Origin of the sequence: Anabaena sp. 90 (assembly GCF_000312705.1) — a bacterium.
GTDB lineage: Bacteria > Cyanobacteriota > Cyanobacteriia > Cyanobacteriales > Nostocaceae > Dolichospermum > Dolichospermum lemmermannii.
The window spans coordinates 3,388,150-3,409,295 of the sequence record NC_019427.1; the positions used below are offsets into that span (position 1 = coordinate 3,388,150).

The following is a 21,146-nucleotide window of genomic DNA, read 5'->3' on the forward strand; positions in this document are numbered from 1 at the left end:
AGATGAGCCAAGGTTTTCAGGAACTTCAGGATGATGAATTAACTCAAGCCTTAGAATTATTATTATTGCCGCGCCTGAGAGATATTCTTGCTTCACGCAGCAAAGGTCATTGTATGCGAGTCGCAGATTTAGACTCACATCTAATGATTGTACTGACACGCAGCTTGCGCCGAGAAATCCCAGAAGCACAGAGTTTTATTTTGAATGGTAATGGTCAAAATACTGACGATACAGATTTATATATTTCATCTACCAAGTTAATCGAACTACGCAACCCTTTACCTGATGGTTCATTGAGACCACCATTACTGGTATTTTTACCCTCCAATTTGCAAACAAATGCAGAAGATTCCTTCAACGTTGCATCATTTGAAGAAATTTCTTTGGCTGATGTTTATCAACAACTGGTTCAAAAACTCATTCAGCAAGTTCCGACACCCCTACAAGGTTATGTTAAAGAAATTTTGAGGTATTTAACCCAAGAAAAATGGCGTTGGACTAATGCAGTAACACAAGCGCGTTTTTTGCAAACAGCAGTAATTAATGGAATAGATGGAGATACCCTTGGTGCTGCATTATATGAATTGGGCTTGGTTCCAGATTTTCATTTGTTTGATGAACCTGCAACTACCACTTTTAAAATCCGCAAGAATTTAGAATCGATGCAAAAACTTACCTTAAATTTTGATAAATCAATTCGGGGTAGAGTTTTAGATTTAGAGTTAACAGACAAAATATTTCAAAATAGATTAACTGAATTTTTAGTAGAAGTAGGTTTAGAAGACCCTCGTATCTGGACTAAGCAAGTTGTAATAAATCCAAAAAATTGGGATATTTCTTTTGATAAATGGAAATTTCAGGAAGAAGTTAGTCCTGACAAAGTATCGATAGAAGTTCTAGATATTGGGCTAACATTTATTCAAGATAACGCAACTAATCAAAATTTACAAAGCCTAATTGGTCAACAAGTATTAGTTCCCAAAGAGCAGAAAAAATTTAAAGTTGAATTTAAGGTAGATCCTCACCCTCAACAAATAGAAGGGTTAAATCACTTTACTGTCCAAATTATGACGCAAGATGGTTGTACTGTTGGAAGTGCTAAAAAAGTTAAAGCATGGACAACAAAAAAAACAACTAAAAGTGTTACTTTAGATAAACTCGATCAATTTGAATTTGAAGAAGGCTGGCATTCTGTTAGGGTTTTACCTTGGACAGAAAATGATGATCCAATACGTTTAACTGAACCAGATATAAATTCAAGGTTGGGCAAGATAAAACCTTATGAAAGTGAATTATTTTATGTACTTCCAAATACTGAAATTGATGCAGAACCACCAACAATCAAGTTTTTTGAAGAAACAAGTTTAGAACACGCTAAACTGAAGCTTCAGTTTGCAGCTATTTCGGAGCGTCGTGATCCCAAAGCAGTTACTCTTAAAGATGTAGTTTGGGCTGAGAAAAGTAGCAAAACTCGCAGAACATTCCAAGAAGCCTTAGAAGTTAAATTTGGTCGGGATGGCAAATTTCGTATTCCTATAGCACCATGCTTAAAAGATTTGGAACTGGCAATATTAACATCTCCACAAAGTCCTGTAAGTTGGAAATTACAGGTCAGCATGGGTCAAGTTGGTTCTCCCTTACCAGATATTATTGATTTTCCAAAATCAGGACTAGCATCAAGTTTTTTATCAACCCGTGCTGATTATTTCGCCGCCGTTCTTTCAGAGGACAAGAATTTCATTTCTCAGGCAGTTAATTTTAGTGATTTAAAAAACTATTGTTATGAGTATGCTGCTGCATACAGAGAAATATTAGTTGACTTGTGCCGTAAAGTAGAAAAAAGCAATGGTTCAGATGGGCAGTCTCTAAGTGATTTGAAAAAACTACTTTTGGTAGATACCGTGCGCTTAGAAGTTATAGACTTCCGGGGACAAACACGAGAAGCTATATTACTGGGTCCAACCCATCCGTTACGTGCCTTATGGCTAACTACATGGAGTCAAGTTGCACAGTCCTGGATTACTGCTGCCTACAATGGGCAAGAAGAATATGTGAGTTCTACGCGAGATAGCATTTTGCGGGGGTTTGTACCTTTAAATGTACCCCCTACTTTGCCCCTAACTGATGGCAGAGTTTTCATTACCGTTGATAATATTAATTTCTTTTGGTCGCTGTATGCCCAATCAACCGAAGAAAACACACGCGGCTTGTTAGGTGAAGTCTGTACTGCTTTTGGACTACCAGAACCTACTATTGGTGCTGCGGTGAATGCTGAAGTTTTAGCTTCTCGGATTGAAAGGTATTTGGCACAAAACCCTTATATCCGCACACTCACTATTAATGCCTTTAACTCAGGTCGTGCCACCATCCTTGCAGATGCCATTATTTTATTGCAAAAGCGTGAAGCATTTCGCAATTTACGGTATGAAATTCGCTTATTTGTCCCTGACCCAGAAGTACCAGGAGTTGGTGAAGCCATAGAACAACTCCTTACACCAACTGCCAACATAACTTCAGAAGTAGTTGATGCTTTTTCTACATCTAGCGGAAATTATTTATTTCCAAAGTTAAGTTTGGCAGTTCATTCCGTTAATGATTTTCGTAACCTAGAATCAGAAAATAAATACCAAGCCCACATCAGCATACTGGTAGATTTATTTCCTGCAAAAGAAATTGGTTCAGCGCCACCCTTTCAACCAAAAGAAATTGCATCATTACATGGTTTAATTCAAGACTTTGTTATCGAATTCCAAGATGATGAAAGCGGTACTTTTTGGCGGCGACAACCGTGTCATGGAAAGGCACTTACTCTTCCTGGTGCGGAAAGCTTGATTGATTTACTGGCTGAGTTACCGAAAATAATATCCGGCGCAACTGCTACTGTTGCTACAGGGATACCAGCTTTTGAAAATCGTCCGGTGGTAACGTTGGGTCTAAATGCAGAACAACGGGAATTATTGCACCATATTCATAATGTCTGTGATTGGGTCTTCACCATTGATCGTAATATCGGCATTGAATTTTTTGATCATGGTGGTCAGAGCGATCGCCCGCCTTACTTGGTTGACTATGTTCCTGATTCTACTGCTAGTGTTGGACATCGATTGGTCATTACCTCGCGCTCTTTATCAGAACTGGAATCAGTATTGTCCCAGGTACTAGAGCGACACGGATTAAAAGCAAAAGAAAGAAATACGCAGCTTATCCTTGAGCAGATGCGATCGCTTTCTGGACGATTAGCATTAAAACTAATTTCATCTGCTAACCAGCAAACAGAGGCACTTGGGTTAGCTTTAGCTCGTCTATTTTTGCAGTATCAAGGAGCATTATCAAACCAAATTATACTACCGCTTGATGCCCATATAGAACTATTTCAAAAAGCAAAGCAGCAAGCAGAAGCTTTGGGTAACTCAGTTACCCTTCAAAGGACAGATTTAGCACTTTTCGATCTAAATATCACAACTCGAACTATAGTTTGTAATTTGGTTGAGGTAAAATGCTATGCACAAGTAGGAAGTGTTAGTGATTTCAATCGATTGAAAGATGAAATTTCAGAACAAATTAATCAATCTAAAAATGTTTTATGTCTACACTTTGAACTACAAGAAAGACCAGATTTTCTACTAAAAATTCGTGAGTTTGCAACTATATTGGAATTTTACTTAGATCGATCTTTACGATATGGAGTAATCGATAAAGATGCTGCCAATGAAGCTAGAAGTCTACTAACAACTTTAGAAGATGGTTATACGTTACAATTTACTCAAAGTGCGCTAATTTTTGATTTTCAAAAACCGGGAACTGAACCACCAGAGTATGACCGAGGAATTGAATTTCATCGCATCGGTATTGATTTAATTGAAGAATTGGTTGCTTTAGCAGAACCAGCCCTCACACAAATCACTCAACACTCTGAGCAAGAAGAAATTCAACAAGAGTTAAAACAAAGGGACGTTACAGACTCAATACCCCGTCTGGTTTCAGCCGCTTTTCTTGTCCCATCAAGGGAACGCTCTACAACTTGTGATGATTTTACAAAGGATAAAGAACAAAATATTTCCCCAAAACAAGAACAGCCTGAAATATCCACTTTATTAGTTAAATCAACAGAAAATTCTCTTGAAGTATCCTCAAATTTGGATAGAGAAATCGAAGCTTACAAAGTAGAACCTGAAACACAAAAAGAACATCAAGATATCTTTAAACCTGTTGAGGTTATTAAATCATCAGAAAATATTGTCTTATCTTTACCACCAGAGATAGAGACTGATGATACACCTCAAACTGAACTGAATTATGACATAATGCTTGGTGTTCAATCTCCAACACCCCAGTATGGAATTTTAGGAGAAACGTCTGGGCGTAAGGTTGCCTTAGACTTGAATCAAACTCATACCATCAGCCTTTTTGGAGTTCAGGGAGCAGGAAAAAGTTACACATTAGGGAGCATTGTTGAAATGGCTTGTATGCCCATTTCAAATATCAATATTTTACCAAGTCCTTTAGCAACTGTAATTTTCCATTACAGTCAAACCCAAGATTACAAACCAGAGTTTACCTCAATGGTTTCTCCCAACTCCGAGTCTGCTCAGGTAGCTCTGTTAAGGGAAAGATTTGGGGCAGAACCAGCCGCGCTTAACGATGTCGTAATTCTTGTTCCCTCTGCAAAACTTGAAGAAAGAAAAGCTGAGTACCCAAATATAGAAGTTCTTCCTCTTACCTTTGCTGCATCAGAACTAAAAGCTACACACTGGAAATTTTTGATGGGTGCTGTTGGTAGCCAAAGTATGTATTTGCGTCAAATCAACCAAATTATGAGAAGACTACGCGACCAAATAACTTTTCAAGAAATTCTCCAAGGCGTAGAAAACTCTTCTCTATCAGATCATTTAAAAGATTTAGCAAGAACTAGATTAGAATTTGCAGCTGAATATATTGATGATAGCCGTCGGCTGACTGATACTATTCTTCCCGGTCGCTTAATAATCGTGGATTTACGAGATGATTTTATTGAAAAAGACGAAGCGTTGGGACTCTTCGTTGTGTTGTTGCAAATTATTTCAGAAGCAACTAATAACGGACAGCAATTTAATAAACTTGTTGTTTTTGATGAGGCTCATAAATATATAGAAAGTCCAGACCTTGTAGATGGATTAATAGAGGTAGTTCGAGAAATGAGACACAAGGGTACTAGCATAATGGTTGCCTCACAAGACCCACCATCAGTTCCTATATCTCTAATTGAGTTATCCTCACATATAGTAATGCACAGATTCAACTCACCAGCTTGGCTAAAGCATATTCAAAAAGCTAATGTCGCACTTAATTCTCTAACTTCAAAAAATATGAGTCATCTTGGTGCTGGGGAAGCTTATATTTGGTCGAGTAAAGCTAGTGATGATGCCTTTGCCAAAGGAGCGATTAAAATTCGGTGTCGTCCTAGAGTAACCCAACATGGTGGCAGCACAAAAACCGCAGTTCATATCTAGTTAACAGCCAATAGACTTTCTATATAGCTAAGTTTCTCTCAATAATCACTTGTTTATCAATATCTCTGTTTCAATATCTATCTTTTGGCAGATGACAATGTATTTACTTAGTGAATATTTCAACTTTATACCCCACATTCCGCAGATACTAAAGCCCACATTCCGCACTTCAAAAAGTAGTATACAAAAACTACATTGACGACTAATTAAAAACTAGAATTTTTAAAAACTAAGTAGCCACCAATAAATAAATTATATACACCAAAAATTCAGCTTTTTTATTATGTTTAAAAAGCTAGTAAGACAGTTTAATTTGAATTTTTTAATCAATTATGCAAATACAAGACTATGCGATAGGGAATTATAGAGTCGGCAACTAACACAATAAATAATATTTTTGACAAGAATTAGGTAGGAATTGCAATATCCTACAATGTTCATCCGTTAAGTTAAGAATCTTATCAACTTCTTGTGTAATCAGAATATGAATCCCCTGAAAACATTGAAATATCCACCTTAATGTGGGAGATTCTGTGGGTTTACTCAGTTGATTTTTAACAGTAGCTTTTTGTGTTTTCAATGCAATTCGTAATTGTCTTTGTCCCAGATTATAAACCAGAAGACACAATGCCATTAACATCATCATTGTCTCTACTCTTTCGGGATTTTTCACAAACAAACTATCCGCGAAAAACAATGGGTCTTTGATAAATCTAAATCCTCGCTCTGTTGATTGCTGTTCTTTATATATTTTCAATATTTCTGTAGGTGTTAATTTGGTTGTATCTAAAATATTCGAAGAATAAAATAAATCGACCACAAGAATTTTCATGTTTTTTGATTAACTCCTGATTTTCTATTAATTTACATCTCACTTGATAAACTACTGTTTGTCCTTTATTTAATTTTTCGGTAATTTCTATGTCAGATGTTTGATGATATTTTAATTTTGCTATTATGTCTTTAATTTTTAATTCTGCTAAAGATTTTGAACAAAAATCTTCTTTTTCTAACTTGACTAGCTGTTTATTAGTTTTTAGAAACTCTTCTAAGATTTTTTTGCTTAATTTCTTTAAATCTGCTTTTTTCCTTTCTGTGCTTTCAACTAATAACCATCTTTGCTCTATTCCCCCGTAAAATACTTTCTCTTCCTGATAGCTATATCCTTTGATATCACTTGGTTTCAGTTCTTTACTTATAAATGCTTTCACTAAGTTTTTGGCTTTTTTAATGGATAATGGTACTCGACTTATCCATTTCATGTTCGACATTAATTTTAAATTATTTTCACTATATAATGCACTATCAGCGACCATTATACTTTCAAAATCTATTTGTTTAGAATATTCCACTAAGATGTGAGCAAATACGGCTTTATCTGATTCGTTTCCTGATGCTCCTCTGAAAAATAAAGGTATATCTCCATCACTACTTACTATTAAATCTAATATACATTGTTTTAAGTCTGGGCGATGGTCACGGGAATAGCCCTGTGTGATATTAATCGGATTTTCTTTGTTTATTCCTTGTTCTTTATCTTCATTATTTACGCAGTTCTTATACTCTCCATGTAAATGTAATGAGCTTGAATCTAAATGGGAATATTTAGTTTCTATTCCAAATTTCTTGACTACTTCTAAGGCAATTATTAGGAATATTTTTGTTAATCCATATTTATAGAGCTTGTCCATTACTCTACCTATTTTATCATCGTTTAAATCTGATGCTTTTATTCCTTCCTTTATTAAATGTTCTATGGGTTTATCTTGAAAAAAATCAGGGAATAAATATAATGGTCTTGATACAAAACCCAGTCCATTGAGAATGATTGCTTTGACTACTTCGCCTGTATTTACTTTCTCTCTGATATCTACTAAGAATATCTCATTAATTTTTTCTACTATTCCTATCTCATCTATTATTCCTAAGTGATCTAAGTTTTTACTCTCAAATTCTTCTTTTTGGTAATTCATATTTTTGGGTATTTTGATTTCCTTCAGACTCATTTTCTCATTTTTTCTTCTGAATTTATTGTCAATACCTTATTACTCCCGGTTCGCTCATTTTTTTTGGAGTTCGAGAAATTGCCAAAAAAACAAGAAATCCAGGTGTCGTAATGGTTTTAGCGATTTCCCGAAATTTAGCTTGAACTACCACATCCGGCGCTAAAACTCTATTTTTATGCGAACTGCTTGCAGCAGCGCTTCGCTATCGCATAAAGTCTGTAGGGTAGTACATTTTTATCAAAGCCGAAAACCCTGATTAAATCGTTCAGCTTTTTTGTAACTCGATTTTAAATGGGCGAACCGGGAGTTATTAATTTCAATTTGTTGGCAATTTTTATATTACTGCCTATATTTATTGCCAACTTAGTTATGTGTTTATATTTAAGCTGTTTCTGTTACTTATTACACTTGTATCTGTACTACAAAATGAAGTGCGGAATGTGGGCTACTAATGTTCTTCCTCCTTTGATTAATCCTCCTGATGGTATTGGTGGTAATCTTAGTTTCCCACCTGGTTTTCTTCCTGGTTTCCCTCTTAGCAATAATACTTTTGGCTGGAAAGTGGTATAATTTGATTCAATAAATTCCCATAACAAAAGCCTCTCAAACTTAATTCAGAGGCTTTCAAGTATTTTTATACTGTTGTGGTGGTACGGTTTCATTACCTTCTCATGGATATTACTGGCGGATGATGGACGAACATCCATCAATGCGGATTTACGAGTTAGAAGATAAACAGGATTAGTAAAGCGAACTACTTGCAGCAGGGCTTACGCGATCACCTTCTTTTCAGCCCTTCCCAAAATAGGAATTAGCCACTCACTAATCACAAGCATCAATTACCTGTTCTTTATTGTGTAAAGAACAATGCCTAATTCAAAACAAGGATGGTAGCCTTTATCCTCTGGTTTATACATAAATAACTTACCAGCAGGACCAACATTGAATTTACTTAATTGCCTACTTAATCTGTGTATCGCCACCTTAAGAGGGGAGTTTTTGCTTGTTCCTCCCTCAAATTGAACTCCATTCTCATAAGTATAATCCCTAACAGATGAAGGATCATGCTCAGGAATATCATCTACTTGCGGTTTTGACTTACGTGGTGAACATTTATAATCTTGCTCACAAATAATTACCGGAGTTTGTAATTCAGTTTTTTTTGCCAAACAAGCTAATATTTGGAAAGCACTTGATTCGGCTTTTATTCCTGATAAAGGATCAAGTTTTTTAGAACCAGGCATTTCTAATAACACAGATTTTTCCTTCGCCCTCTCCCAAAAATTATCTAATATTTTCAGTTTAGCTTTCTCTGATTTACCTTTTTCCAGCAAAGGAGCTATGGACAAATATTGCTTTTTAGGCATATTCATCTGTTCAGCCATAGCCTGACGTTCATCGCTTGTGAACCCTAAACCAATTAAAACTTTTGGTGTGACTACAGAAGTGTTAGCAGATACATTAGGCTGGTTAAGTAAGTTTATTAGCCAGTCGTAAGAACCATCAGGATCTTCCTTTATATCTGATTTGTGAATGACATCAATAACTCCTTTTTGCCTCCGCAATTTTGCTGTTTCCCGTCTAAATAGTTGATTATCACCATCACTCAGAAAAACAGGGGCTGCTGTAACTACAATAATTTGTATATCAGAGCGTTGGGCGCAGATTTCTCGTATCACACCCGTTCCTTGCCATCGTTGGAGTTCTCTTTGCTCCTCAGTTTCAGAAGTAGGCGTAACATAGAGAATCTCATCAATTAGTGCAAACTTGACAGTTGGGTTTGTTTTAGCTATTTTGATAGCTTCTTTGGCATCTTGAGTAGAGTGACAGATAAAACCAGCTTGTTCTAATCGCCGTTCATGTAGCGCTACCCAAAGTTCATCATCATCTAGCACTAAAATACTGAAATCAATCACATTCTCACCTTTTTAATATGAAGAAATAAATTTTTCACCAGTAGATTGTAACAGGTCTTTTAAATGGTTAAATGCTTCTTCTAATCTAGATATTGCCTGATATCTTTGTTCGTTATCCTGAATACTAAGATTATTTAGTGCTGTTTGAAAGTGCTGTTGTAATTGTTGACGCTCATTTCCAATTTTCACGACTGTATGACAAGCTACGCGAGCATCTGCTCGCCATTGTTCAATAGCGTTTTCTATATCTTTTATTCTCTGATCATCTTCATGACTTAGATTTTTAAGATATTTAATATTTTCCAGGCATGATGTTATTTGATTATTCCTTATTTTTTGCATAGCTTGTAATTCTTTCTGCAATAATTTAAGGTTTTCTGGCTCTAATGGGACTAATTCTGCTATCTTATTTAGCAAATCAGGAAGTACCCAAGAACTGCCGAAACAATCATGAGAACCATGTCCAAAACGCAGAACTCGGTACTGCTGTTTTAAGAGTGAAAACGGAGTAGCAGTCAACACTAAAACAGCACCACTGAAGTTTTCTACTCTCAGCATTGGCAGGTGTTTTAACTGGTTTTCTGCCATGATAATGACGGATTGTTTGAAAGCCTTCGATTTATGTAGATGTTCATTTTCATCAATAAATAACGTGGGAATATTATTCAATGTAGAGATAACACTGGCTGTAGCAACACTTGTTAAACTGTCCCTAAAAGCTAAAATTGTATTAAATTGAGATTTAATTTTCCTCACAACTAAATCAATAGATTGTAAACACAGTTGAGTGTTAAGGACTTGATCAGCCGCTACTACTATATTTGGATTGATTTGCTTTTCAGAGAGTGTAGATGAAGCAATATGATGGATTAAAGTTGCAACATCTTGTTTATCACTATTATTTCTCCTGGTTATCTGCCACTCACTATCTAATAAATTTATCAGGTAATCAGCTTGTTTTTGGCTATACTCTGAAATACCCAAACCGTTAAGCCACCATGATGGATGCCATACTTCTTGTTGCTGAGAATATACTGCTAGATAAGTCTGAGAAAGCAATGACAGTGCTGGCAGTAATTCTAAAGTTTTACAGCAGATAAGAGGCAAACTTAAGGATTTTCCAGTTACATAGTCAGCTATCTCTTCAATATCTTGTAGTTTAATTGCAAAATTTGGCGCTGTTGGACGTAATATTGGCAAAATACCTTCTTTAACTTCAGGATTGCCAGGAGTATTAAACTCAAAAATATGTTGAGAATTTAAATTACAACTACGCCAAAGTTGTTCATCACTAGAATGAAAAAATATAGCATCTATGAATGTAGGTAATTTGCTTTTGGGAATAATTACCCCTTCTGTATCGCTATGGTTAAATTTTCTATAATCACTGTTGGATGCAATGATGTATACTTCAGCAAAATTATTTAATAAAGCTTTTGCCCAAAGAGAATTTCTATTATCTCTGCAAATCACACAAGCAGTTAGGTAAGGTTGAATTAATTGTATGTTATTCATAATTGATGTAATGTTGGTGTTAGTTTACTTTGTAGAAGCAATTACTATTGTGTCTGCTTCCATGTATACAACTCCCGGACTCATAAATCCACTTTCACTAATTGCCATTTGGCACCATAAATTCAAAATAGTAGTCCTAGTATTTTTAGCAATTTGTGACATATTTATTGTTGGCTGTTGAAATGTTTTACTATTAATTTTCGCTAGACTGTCTGGACTATCTAACGATGGTTTTTGAGCATTCCAGTTAAGTTGTATTTTTAAAACTCTACCTGCTTCATAAAAGCATACACTACGTACTAAAGATTTTCCGGATGAGCTTTCTTGATTTGTATGGCGTGGGGTAAATAGACAAATAAATAAGTCATAGAGAGCAATAGCTGAAGTGCGTGCCGTTTCTTGCTCCTGTAAAGCGAAAATTGGACTACTAGCGTGTGAACAAGCAATCCAAGTTTCAGGGTCATTTATGAAAATATCTGCATTTCCGTAAACTTTTTGATGAGCCATTAATGCTATAATATAAGCAGAGCCAACGCAAAGATTACGCTTTGCACTATTGTTGGTTTGACCACAAAAAAAAGCACCAGTCAGACATTTTAGTGACTCATGAATATTATTAGCTGATGCCTCATTTTCCCACCAAGCGTTAGGTAGATTAATGTATAAGGCATCGGTGATTTTCCTTTTGTATTCACTAGCGTGAAAAAAATCATTATCGTCTTTTGACTCAAATAAGAATTTTCTCACTTCTCCAAAGTTATGCTTCACTAGGATTGTTGTATCATCGCTTAAAAACCATCTATCCGAGTAACGCCATAGTCGGTATAGAGGATGTTCGTCAATATCTAACCAAGACAAAAAAGCTTCAGGTAGTTGCTTATAATCCTGCTTACAAGAGTGAATTAATGGTTTTGAAAAACATTCTAAATCATAAGGGTTAGGTATATCTTCCCCAGAACTAGCACCAGCAATACTTAAATGAGCAATTTTTTTTGCTCTTAGAGGTTGATGTTCTTGCCAATAATCCACAAAATCTATCCCATGTGCGTTACTTCTCGTAGTTTGCTGACCATGATAATAATCTACTAGTAAGTATAGCTTATAATTTTGAAATTGTAGTTCTCTTATCCAAGCTTGGATAGTCTCAACAATTAATTGAATATCTTGAGTTTGAGGTGATTGAGGTAAGTCAAAAAAACCAATTGCTAGAATATCATCACGACGGCTCAGTTTATCAAAAATTACTTTTAAACCATAGCCATGTGCATTTGGAGGAGAATCATATTCAACCAATTTAAAACTGTCATCAACAACAATTACTACTTTTTGTCCTTGCTCTTGATTCCAGACATATCCTAAGCATTGGTCATTTTGATTTAAATATTGTCTTATTACTGTCATAAATATAGGACTCCTATTTTATTTTTGAACAAAACTCTGTACACTTTAATATTCTGAAATCCTCTTGCTTTCCTACGGAAGTAATTTCAGGAATCAAACCGAATTTCTATATTACTTTTTATTAATAACTGTATACCATAAATCATCTTCTACTGGTGGCACTACAATCTCTAAAATGTCTTGCATACGATTATTTAAAGACTGATAAAATGTCATATCTCTTGGTTCTTCTTGTTGTAATAGTTTGAGTTGTTTGCGATTTTTAATAATTACTTTATCTTTCTCTACTTGTATCAGTAAATATGGACCTGATTGACCAGCACATTTAGCACGGAAGGCATGATATGCTGCTTGCCAAAAACAATGATGAAAACAAATAGCAAAACCTCTCCATCGTAACCAATCTGGACTATCCCCATCTGACCATTCAATAGCTGCTTCTAAAGAACTTTCAAATACCTCATTACTAAATATGGAGACTGGTTTTAAACTTGCTGAAATTTCCAAGGCTTTATCGACTGTTTTTGTATCAACTTTTTGAGTTTCAATATCACTTGTTTCTTCTAAGGTGCGAGTGTATGTTGCACGTCGTAAAGCATGACGTAGACTAATATTAATCAACTCATAAAAAACCTGTTTATTGGTTAAAGTCTCCCATTCAGGAAAATCAGGTTCTGGTTCTTCAGAAATATTTTTTGACGCTTTAAGGTCAAAGTTACCCCAAATCTCTATTAAGGATTTCAATTGCCAAAGAGATGATTTTGTTCTCGGTTTCAGGGATTCTTTTGCCGGATCATCCCAAACTTCAGCTACTAAACCAGCCGCTTGATGTGCTATTTGTCTAGATTGTTCTTCTCTACCCCGCATTTGAATTTTCTCAGCTTCTTTTTTCCTTAAAAGTAGTTCTTCATATAAACCGGGAATATTAATACCTACTATCTTTTTCTGCCCATCCAATTCTTCTTTAATTAAATTTCTATGTTTTTCTGTTAACCATGTGGGTCCATAAATATCGACACCATGTTCAGAATAAACTAACATAGTATTAGTCGAAGATTTATTGGTATTTTCTCCGGTTTTAGCAACATTAAAGTTCACAAAATAATCTTTTACTGTTTCTAGAAATAAATCGGGTAAGCTTAGGTTATTTTTCAATTTCTCCTCTATTTTTGATAAAGCATCAAATTTCAGAGAAAACTTCAGTGTTTCTGAGACTGTTTGAATAACATTATAAAGTTTAAAATACTTTTGTCTTTGAAAAATTTCTGGTGTTTCTGGCTCTCTTGTATCCCATTGAGCAAATAAATATGCCATGCCAGCAAACCAGTAGTTATCAATGATTAATGGAAAATGAATCAGATAATTCTTTAAAAAATTTGGATGTTCATTAGTATAGGGAGTTTTATGGATTAAAGACTTCTCTACACAAGCGAACCAGGCTTGAGAAGGGTCATTATATAATTGCCTCGTCCAAACCTTGTCATTTCTAAGTCGGCTTTTCTCGATCTCTGTTAAATGCGATAGTCCTAGATTCTGAGCCATTGTTAATAATATATCTTTGGTGTTGGGTTGGTTTTGACAAATAAACAACCCATCAATCATTTTCTGGAATTTGTTTAAATCTTTTTCTTGACTACCCAAAGGAAGTAGATTACCTAGTTTCCAGGCTTCATAAATAACAGCAGTAGCACCAAAATTAGTAGGAATAAATTCTATTTCGTATCGCGTAATTAATTTTTTAATTATCTGTTTTATTTCATCTAATTCATCTTTGTCTAGAATTTCACCTGGCTCTAATTTTTTTATTCTATCGTAATAAATTTTGTCTAAACGCTGCATGACTTCCGCCATATCTGATATACCAAACTCATCAGTTTCTTGGGTTTCCCACTTAACTGATTGCCAGTCTAAATTCCGAAAGTTAGCATTATCATATAATCTCTTGACATCATTTAATAATGATTCTGTTTGGAAAGTGTTGAATAATTGGTCAGAAACATGAGGATCAAATCTTCTTCTAATAACTGTTTCTTCTTGATTCTGATATTTATAATTAAATAAAATCTCAAAAATCAAAAAGTTAGGGTGATAATTATTAATAGAGTCGTTAAACTGGACATACCTTGCAGATTCAGCATCAGTCATAGAGAAAACTGCTAAAGCTTCTTGAATCCTTTCAACATAACTGGAAAAATATGGGTTAGAAGTCATAAAGAATTTAGCCACTTACTTTTTATTACACTCCTCTTTGGAGATTATACCAGTTCAATATGTTATCCTATCCACAGTAAATATAAAAATTTACATATAGACAATACTTTAGCCAATTTTCAAAATATAGGTCTGAAACCCAATAAAATCGTGAAGATATCAATAGGGTTTCAGGGGTTTGGCTAAGGTATTGATAGAGATATAATTATAGTTACAGCATAGATGTATTTCCCGCTTCGTAAACGCTAATAATTTTCTTACGCAGATATGCCGAGTAGAGTTTTGTCTTATTTTTTACTTTTATCTTCTCAATTATTGTACCAAACCGTTACACAAAGTGCTGTATTTTTCGTTGTTCAGCATATTTTTATATTGATATTCGTCCCAAGTACAGTTAGGATCTTTCACGTTGTAATCATCGTATACCGCCTTAGCTAAAAGAGAATCTCCACCTAAACAATGAGAAAAACAAGCTTTATGACGGCAACTTGACTGGTCGTAACTCATAATTGCATGATAAAAAGGTGAGTTTATTGCTAATGCTTTGTGGTAAATATTTTGGATATCTTCCATCTGAATATTGCTGACAGCTAGGTGAGTATAATCTTTTTGGGTTAAAGGTTCACATCCTCCGACTACATAACCATCTGATGAAATCCGCAAAGTGTGTCGCCAGTATTCAGGAATTAATTCTGGGCGAAGTGTGATGGTTATAGAGTCATTAATGTGAATATTTTGATATAAGTGTCCATATTCATCTTGACGAATCTTTTCTGGAATTAGCCAACCACTTTCTATTAAAGCTGGAATAAAGGCAGCACAATAAGCACAAATTTCTACTAAAATCGTGACTGATTTAGAAATTTTAATTGGCTGAAGAGATTGAGATAAGCTGTCTAAAAAGACTACTATATCCTTGGATTGTAGCTGGTAGTTTTGCATTTTTACAGCCATCAAAGGACCAATATCAAACCATTGTATTTCTTCTTCAATAATAAGTTTATGAATTAGTTTAATAACTGAATCATCATTGAAGCGGTGGAGTGTAGTAGCTACAATTACTCTTTTGGCTAACTGGTGATTTACAGCAATTCTTAAGTTTTTTAAGACTAAATCAAATTTACCTTTTCCTCTAATTGCATCATGTTCATCACGTAAGCCGTCTAATGAAATATCTAAATAATCGAGTTGAATTTGCTCTAAATTATCAGCATATTTATCAATAGCTAAACCATTAGTAACTCCACCCATCTTGATTTGGGGATATTTTGTGCGAAGTTTAGCTATATGTTCAAACAAGGGGATTGAACGGTTGGGAGTAAGAGCATCTCTATCTGTGACTGCAATTAATCTTGTACCCATTTGCTCGATCATTTTTGTGACTGTGTTTAGTAAGATTGGCATGGGTGTTAATTGGCTGATCATAGCGCCACTTTCATAACCCAAAAAGCAATGTTGGCATTCTAATCCACAAGTATTGCCTATACCTAGTTCTAACTGTATAAGACCTGATGTTTCAACTAAATTTTGATAAAGTTGATAACTAGTAATTTGTTTTTGACCTACTGATAACCATTGTCTGACTATATTGATATCATAACCAATAGCATCATTGTGCTTTGCATATACTCCTCCTTTACTAGCTGCTAGAGACATATAAAACTAACCTCCTCATTCACCTCCTCAAACTTGGTTAATCCTCTAAAAGAAATTTAGTTTTGAAAATTGCTAGATTCTTCTTTAAGTTTTGTAAAATTGGTAAAGAGTGATCTCCTTTGTCTAGCGAGATGATTGTATACTTGTCCACTTCTTATAAAACCTCCGATTTAGAGACGAAAATTATGTAACAATTAACCAAGTTACAACAAAACTTATTTTTAGCATTAAATTCTCTATCTATTACCCCATTAGGGATGCAAGCGATACCCCAGATAAAAGCTTGTAACCAGGTTACAAGAACTGACTTGCTAATTCTGCCTCTGTAGAGTCTATACAAGCAACTTTCTGAAAATTTTCATCGATTAACCTCAAGAATCGATACTTGTAACTGCTGATGTTGTCTATTGTGGTAGGTGATGCAGTTTGACACACTACCACAATTTAGATTATCTTCTAGGACAAGAATCGGACGTTAAGCAATTAAGGATTTTGCCATCCTTCATATGCAGCAAGCACTATGTCAATTGCAGGGTGACTGCACAATTGCTTAAATGCTTCAGTTCCACCAGATTTAATGGCAGAAACAATCTTAGCCTTAAGTTCTGGTCTCTTTTCAATTTCCCGCTTCAAAGCCTCAGCAAATCGCTGTTTTTGCCAATCAGTTTCGATAGAATAGATTGGTGATACAACATCAACTATCGCATTCATTTCCTGGGCAGATTCTACTACATCCGGGTTGGTGAAATAATTATTTTGTACTCCGATTTGCTCTCCTTCAACTTTATCTTCGTTGAAGAAGACACCATTGCTATTGGATACATAAATGTGCTTAATAGTCATTTTATTTTCCTTATCTGAATGAATGTTGATGGTGAATAAGACCATACTAAAATCAACCCGAAGGTTTTTTACTAGTTGAAAAAATTGTGCTAATGGAGTTTTTCCCCTATTAATCTTGTTTACCTTATGAGTCTGTTGATTGAGATTTATGATAAGATTAATTACTCGCTCATAAGTTTCCTCCTGGTTGTGGTCTATTTCCTGTTTATTAATGACTTCAATTACACCAGGCAGAACTTTTAAAGATACAAATTCTCTCCAAAATCCTGGTTCATTCAGCTTACCTTTGTTGTAAGGTGAGGCGGTGATGAAGATAAACCTAGTAGCTATACCACGATTAATAAGTTCACGGATAACGCCTCTTCCTTGCAAGCGTTGTAATTCTCCTTCTTGCCCAAGAGTAAATAAAATTTCATCAATCAGGGCTATCTTGATGTTGTATTTTGTGGCAAAGTCTATAGCTTCAATTGAATTTTTGGTAGCATAGCAACTGATTCCTGCATTTTCTAACTGGCTTTTATGTAACGCCAGCCATTCTTCACTGTCGTCTAAAATTAGCACTTGAGGATTCATCGAGATAACCACAAAAAAGTTTTTCCAGTTTTCGTAACTGTTATGCCAAATATGGGTTTATTTACCCCACAACCCATATAAATAAAGGATTTTATTGTTTTTGATACCAAATTTGTCAAAATAACCAATGAATTAACGTAAAATCCTTATACAACAAAGATTTTGGGATTTAAGAAAATAATTTAGCATAACAAGTACCGAAGAGCCAAAAGTTTTTCCAGTTTTCGTAACTGTGACTGTTGACGATCTGAATCAGGTTAATTCTACTTATCGTCTTCGTCACAATTATTTAGGTTACAAATAACACGAAAAAACTGTTATCTAAGGGAAATTCTTGTACAGCCTGGCTCTTAAGATACTAAATACAGTAATCTCATGAAACCAAGTTACAGGTATAATTTCAAATTTTATTTGTAGAATATTGATACACGCTGCATTTAGTAAGATTTTCATTTGATACCAAAGCTAGAGTTTGCATTTTTGACTAAGTAACTAGGCGATGTTCCGAAGGAGCCGTCCAAAAGATGTTCGCTTTTAGGCTAACAGTCGAGAGTGTTGAACTGTCTATTTATAATTAACTGCAAAGTACCCTGTTGATATACCTTTTATAACCATTGTTTCCAGAGTGTATCAAAATATTGGGGGTCAGTGCTTGTTCAGATTTCCTGGAATTTATTGATCAAGGGGATTCCAGCATATCTCAGTACAATTCCTAGAGGAAAAATCAAATGCAGTAGAATCTCAGAGATGGCAACAAAATTTACTCATTACTTATTAATTCATCCCATATTTGGTTAATTTTGGCGTTTATTGCATCCATTGTGATGGATTTACCTTTATAATTAAGACGCTTACAGGCTTCATAAAACAAAATCATTTGCTCGACTTGTGCGCCCTCGAAAAAACAACAACACCAAAGCGCGGTAGCGTTTTTACTACAAATTATTTGTAATTCTGGCGTTTAAAATAATGGGTTCAAAATTTTCGTGTCATAATTAAGCGTTCACGAAATTTACCGTAGGTAATTGCCTATTGATAGACTTGTTAAAAACTTTACTCTTATCAAAGGAATTGCTGCTTGCAACGGCACAATTGAACGACCAATTAAATTAATTGCTTCCCTACGTCCCGGTGTGTTTCTAGGAACTCCACAATCTAATGGGGGGTTATTCTTTTTCCACCACCCTGAATAAGACAATCCAGATAACCAGATGGGAACCCCATCTTCCACAGTGCTGCTTTGACTGAAAGCTTGCGAACTGCTTGCAGCAGCGCTTCGCTATCGCTTTCCAAACGACCTTGTTCTTTCAATATCCTCTCCAATTTGTTCGCTCCAGCATTTCCACCCTTCCCGTTGCTGCAAGGATAAGTGGTTAGTGTGGGCAACAACGAATATCCTTTTACGAAGGTGCGGCGCTCCAAACTCCGATGCCGAGATAATTTCAACTTCTGTAGAGTATCCTGCCATTCTGAGTCCTCCAAGGCACGCTCGTAATCCTCTATGGATAAATCCTTCAGGGTTCTCAATAACGACAAATTTGGGCTTGCCAATGCAGATACACCGGAAGGCTTCAAACCATAAGTTTGACTCTGGGTGTGCAAGTCCGGTTCTTTTACCTGCGTTAGATGTGCCTGTGCATGGGTGGGAAACGAAGTAGACATCTATATTTTGTGGCGGTGTGTAAGTAGGTCGGCGTTAAAGAATCAATCTATGTAACGAAATATAAATTAACGAATACCTTATAAATAGGGTGTTTCACGGTTTTTACAAAACTAAACATATATCGATTTTATTGGGCCGACTTACTTAAGTTTTAATATCAGAGTGAATAGGAATTAGTGGATAGTGTGAACGCAATACTTTTTGCGCTTCAGGCAGAATCTCTACAAATTGGTAAGTTGTGAAAATCTGATAACCATAAATTTGTTGAACAATTTCAGCAGCCAATTCCCACGCACCAATTCCAGCAAAGTAATCAATACAGGTAATCATAACAAAATTATTTCTGTGCTACCGCCTTTAGAGTTTGCTGTTGTTGTTTAGAGCCATGAAATTAGTTAAATCAGTTGAATCACCAATGGACAGTAATAGGTTGAAGATGCTTGAAAATGATGTCGCAGAAATCTTGGAGAAAATCAGAAACTTATCCGCAAAATATCCCTGCAATTCTCTTGAACAGTTTGCAATTTCTATCCAGTTGGAATTAGAAAGCTTTGTATATACCGCTAAAAAGCAAGCCAAATAAATTGCGAGTAAATAATTCAATCCATACTATTTCCGAAAGTAACAACTAGGAATATTTTATCATGAACAGAATCAATTTTGCAGGAATTGAAGGTGAAGTTAAAAGTGTTTCACCTCATGGGAATTATACAGTAGTTAAGTTGAGCGATCGCATTACAATTGTCGGAACTTTCAGTAATCGCTTTCACTGGGAAGAGTCGCCTGATTCTGATTCTGGATTCAAGAGTTTTATCACCTATATCGGGTTAAAATCTTATTCAGAATATCAACATTTTGCTGATTGGGTTGCATTGAATAATGGGTATTTTGAAGGTGACGATGGAACTCCAAGAGAAGCCAAGCGTGTTAAACATCCTAGCTTTCCATTGGAGATAAAAGTTAGAGGTTTAATAGCTGAGTCAGTTTTTGAATTAGTGCAGATGTAATAACAAAACAAGTTGGTGTTATTGATTTTTTAGTAACACCAACTAAAAACATGATTTTTATTTGCTACCGCTTTTAGTTTGTGATTTACTTAGAAGTGAGAAACAATGAGTTTGTAATTGGTTGCCAAACAACGAAATTCTGAATAATTTAGTTTAGATAAGAGGTGAATTAAATGTATCTTGAAGCATCAGACGCTTGGTGTTTTGCTGAAGAATTGTCAAACAAAATCATTAATGGTGTTTGGAGTGATGTTATTAAAAAGCTCAAACAATTAAACAATTAAACCCCATGCAGTCAATTTATGTATTTGATTTGATAGTCAAGAATAAAATGCTTAATCAATCGAATATTGACAGTCTTGTGAGAGTAATTTCTAATCATTTAAATGATAAAAATGAATAGATAATGTAACGTCACTGCTAGTTAATTCTGGCAGTGAATTAATTAATAAAATAAAGGAAATTATGATTAAAATAATCAATGGTAAACGTGACGGTTTTATTGGTCAAGATAAAATTTATATTGGTAGACTTAATAAGTTTTATGGTTTACAAGAAAGTTCTTTACATAATCCATTTAAAGTCAGCAGCGAGAAAGAAAGAGTTGAAAGTTGTAAAATGTTCGATAAATATTTGTACGACAAAGTTAAACTTTGGATGAATGAGGGAATACTTGATGAAACAACAATCGCTCTTAGGAATATATGCTTTAAAGTTCTTGAAGGTGTAAATGTAATCTTAACTTGTTGGTGTAGTCCTTTGCAATGTCATGGGGATGGAATTATTAGGTGTGTGAATTGGATAATTCAGCAAGATTGGTTTAAACAAGCGTATAGCGAGTATTATAAGTGATTTTATTTTGGTAG

General features: G+C 35.0%; 13 protein-coding genes and 1 pseudogene. 5 read left to right on the forward strand and 9 right to left on the reverse strand.

Features of this window, described 5'->3' with window-relative positions:
- Positions 1–2 precede the first annotated feature (2 nt).
- Positions 3–5,489 (forward strand): methylation-associated defense system ATP-binding protein MAD8, encoded by a 5,487-nt coding sequence (locus tag ANA_RS14765; RefSeq protein WP_015080847.1) that lies wholly within the window; start codon positions 3–5, stop codon positions 5,487–5,489.
- A 376-nt stretch (positions 5,490–5,865) separates the two neighbouring features.
- On the opposite strand, the pseudogene ANA_RS14770 reads toward ANA_RS14765, so the two are convergent.
- A pseudogene (locus ANA_RS14770) lies at positions 5,866–7,462 on the reverse strand (IS1634 family transposase).
- Between the two features lie 471 nt (positions 7,463–7,933).
- On the opposite strand from ANA_RS14770, the gene ANA_RS28265 reads away from it, so the two are divergent.
- On the forward strand, positions 7,934–8,065 hold the full coding sequence (locus tag ANA_RS28265) for a hypothetical protein (RefSeq protein WP_256369493.1): 132 nt from the start codon (positions 7,934–7,936) through the stop codon (positions 8,063–8,065).
- Between the two features lie 269 nt (positions 8,066–8,334).
- Here ANA_RS28265 and ANA_RS14775 read toward each other — a convergent pair whose 3' ends face one another.
- The 8 genes from ANA_RS14775 to ANA_RS14815 form a co-directional block, all read right to left on the reverse strand.
- Entirely contained in the window at positions 8,335–9,411 is a 1,077-nt protein-coding gene (locus tag ANA_RS14775) for a response regulator (RefSeq protein WP_015080848.1), read from the reverse strand.
- Positions 9,412–9,423: 12 nt separating this feature from the next.
- Positions 9,424–10,926 carry a hypothetical protein gene (locus ANA_RS14780; protein ID WP_015080849.1) on the reverse strand — a complete coding sequence of 501 codons (1,503 nt, stop codon included), beginning with the start codon at positions 10,924–10,926 and terminating at the stop codon, positions 9,424–9,426.
- A 24-nt stretch (positions 10,927–10,950) separates the two neighbouring features.
- A complete protein-coding gene (locus ANA_RS14785) occupies positions 10,951–12,327 on the reverse strand; it encodes a hypothetical protein (protein WP_015080850.1) in 1,377 nt (458 codons plus the stop codon).
- Between the two features lie 111 nt (positions 12,328–12,438).
- Positions 12,439–14,538, reverse strand: a complete 2,100-nt coding sequence (locus tag ANA_RS14790; RefSeq protein WP_041458084.1) for a hypothetical protein — start codon at positions 14,536–14,538, stop codon at positions 12,439–12,441.
- Between the two features lie 312 nt (positions 14,539–14,850).
- A complete protein-coding gene (locus ANA_RS14795) occupies positions 14,851–16,194 on the reverse strand; it encodes a radical SAM protein (RefSeq protein ID WP_015080852.1) in 1,344 nt (447 codons plus the stop codon).
- A 483-nt stretch (positions 16,195–16,677) separates the two neighbouring features.
- Entirely contained in the window at positions 16,678–17,610 is a 933-nt protein-coding gene (locus ANA_RS14800) for a response regulator (protein WP_015080853.1), read from the reverse strand.
- A gap of 1,279 nt (positions 17,611–18,889) precedes the next feature.
- Entirely contained in the window at positions 18,890–19,276 is a 387-nt protein-coding gene (locus tag ANA_RS23635; RefSeq protein WP_083881476.1) for a DNA cytosine methyltransferase, read from the reverse strand.
- Between the two features lie 141 nt (positions 19,277–19,417).
- The gene (locus ANA_RS14815) at positions 19,418–19,603 is read right to left on the reverse strand and encodes a DNA cytosine methyltransferase (RefSeq protein ID WP_041458086.1); all 186 of its coding nucleotides are present in this window, start codon (positions 19,601–19,603) and stop codon (positions 19,418–19,420) included.
- A gap of 106 nt (positions 19,604–19,709) precedes the next feature.
- Here ANA_RS14815 and ANA_RS14820 point away from each other — a divergent pair, with 106 nt between their 5' ends.
- From ANA_RS14820 to ANA_RS14830, 3 genes are all read left to right on the forward strand, one after another.
- The gene (locus ANA_RS14820) at positions 19,710–19,856 is read left to right on the forward strand and encodes a hypothetical protein (RefSeq protein ID WP_235081857.1); all 147 of its coding nucleotides are present in this window, start codon (positions 19,710–19,712) and stop codon (positions 19,854–19,856) included.
- 61 nt (positions 19,857–19,917) lie between these two features.
- On the forward strand, positions 19,918–20,280 hold the full coding sequence (locus ANA_RS14825; RefSeq protein ID WP_015080855.1) for a hypothetical protein: 363 nt from the start codon (positions 19,918–19,920) through the stop codon (positions 20,278–20,280).
- A gap of 465 nt (positions 20,281–20,745) precedes the next feature.
- A complete protein-coding gene (locus ANA_RS14830) occupies positions 20,746–21,132 on the forward strand; it encodes a DUF4326 domain-containing protein (protein WP_015081244.1) in 387 nt (128 codons plus the stop codon).
- Positions 21,133–21,146 lie beyond the last annotated feature (14 nt).